Genomic DNA, 1,550 nt, shown 5'->3' with positions numbered 1-1,550 from the left:
CTGTTGAGGAGGGCCACCAGCAGCGCCAGTGCGGCCGCGCCGATGACGAGCAGCGCGGCGACCCGCCACCGCCCCCTCCGTGAGAAAAACGCCCGACGTACCCCATGACGTGCCATCACGGGCAAGAGTATCCACGGGCGAATCGGGATGCGTCGGCTTCCCCGCGAACGGGAGCGGAACCGGGAAAACCTGTGTGCGCAAGAGCCGTCGGTGCCGGATCATGGGCGGCATGTGTGCCGACCGCCCGCGTCCCGAAGCCAGGAGGCAGACCCTGCCCACCGATCCGGTGCCCGTCCCGGCGGAACGGTCGCTGCCGCTCCGGCTCACCATGGACGACAGCGACTCGCCGGCCGACGTCATCGACGCGCTGTTCCTGGGCCGGTTCGCCAACGGCGAGCAGCCCCACGCCCACAGCCACTCCGTGGACCGGGTGAAATCCGGTGCCTCGCTGCTGCCGCCGGCCGCGAGCGTGGTGCGCTCCGCGCGCGACGACGACCGCACCGCGACCCTCGCCGAGGGCGACGGCTGGACGCTGCTGGTCTCCCGCTGGAACCGGGGCGCGGACGTGTCCGTGACCGCGACCAGCGACGAGCTGGCCAGACGTGTGCTGGGCCAAGCCATGGACGGCGCGGAGGACGAGCCCGAACCGCAGCCCGAGCACGTCACGATGGGCTTCTGGTACGTGTCGCCGCGGCGCGGCCCGTACCGGACGACGCGGCAGATCACGGCGGGCACGTGGCAGGAAGTGCGTCCCAACTACACGGCGCCGGTCGCGGACGCGATGGACCGGCTGATGAAGGTGACCCCGGACGACATCGCGGGCCGTCTGCTGCTCCTGCACGGCCCTCCGGGCACGGGCAAGACGTCCGCGCTGCGGACGCTGGCGCGGGCGTGGCGGGACTGGTGCCAGGTGGACTGCGTGCTGGACCCGGAGCGGCTCTTCAACGACGTCGGCTACCTGATGGACATCGCGATCGGCGAGGACGAGGGCGCGGCGAAGGGCCGCTGGCGGCTGCTGCTCCTGGAGGACTGCGACGAGCTGATCCGCGGCGAGGCGAAGCACACGGCGGGACAGGCCCTGTCCCGCCTGCTGAACCTGACGGACGGCCTGCTCGGTCAGGGGCGCAACGTCCTGGTCGGCGTCACCACGAACGAGGACCTGGAGCGGCTGCACCCCGCTGTCGTCCGCCCCGGCCGCTGCCTGGCCCGTATCGAGGTGGGCCCGCTGACGCGGCCCGAGGCCGTGACGTGGCTGGGGTCCGAGGAGGGTGTGGGGCGCGAGGGGTCGACGCTGGCGGAGCTCTTCGCCTTGCGCCGGGGCGGAGCCCCGGCGTCGGTCCCGCCCCAGCCTGACGCCCGGGATTCCGGCCTGTATCTGTGACCTGCGCCCACCGGGGTGCCTCTTACGCGGCGCGCGCGTCTGCGGGCCGGTGGGGGCTGGTCGCGCAGTTCCCCGCGCCCCTGACGGGGCGCGCCCTTGCCTCCCACCTCCCCGTTTGTGGGCAGGCGTTCCGCACGGCTGGGGGCACCTCCCGGACGGAGTCTGGGGG

Annotated in this window: 1 protein-coding gene; it reads left to right on the top strand. The window is 73.4% G+C overall.

Going from position 1 to position 1,550, the window contains the following annotated elements:
- The first annotated feature begins 229 nt into the window (after positions 1 to 229).
- The gene (locus K6I34_RS36795; RefSeq protein WP_374231123.1) at positions 230 to 1,381 is read left to right on the top strand and encodes a DUF5925 domain-containing protein; all 1,152 of its coding nucleotides are present in this window, start codon (positions 230 to 232) and stop codon (positions 1,379 to 1,381) included.
- Positions 1,382 to 1,550 lie beyond the last annotated feature (169 nt).

This window comes from Streptomyces sp. UNOC14_S4 (assembly GCF_020740835.1).
Taxonomy (GTDB): Bacteria; Actinomycetota; Actinomycetes; order Streptomycetales; family Streptomycetaceae; genus Streptomyces.
The sequence above is the reverse complement of the archived record's forward strand: the minus strand, read 5'-3'. Positions and strand labels throughout refer to the sequence as shown.

Bases quoted from the DNA above. Each gene is read 5' to 3' on its own strand.
- K6I34_RS36795 (WP_374231123.1), top strand. From the start codon at position 230: ATGTGTGCCGACCGCCCGCGTCCCGAAGCCAGGAGGCAGACCCTGCCC.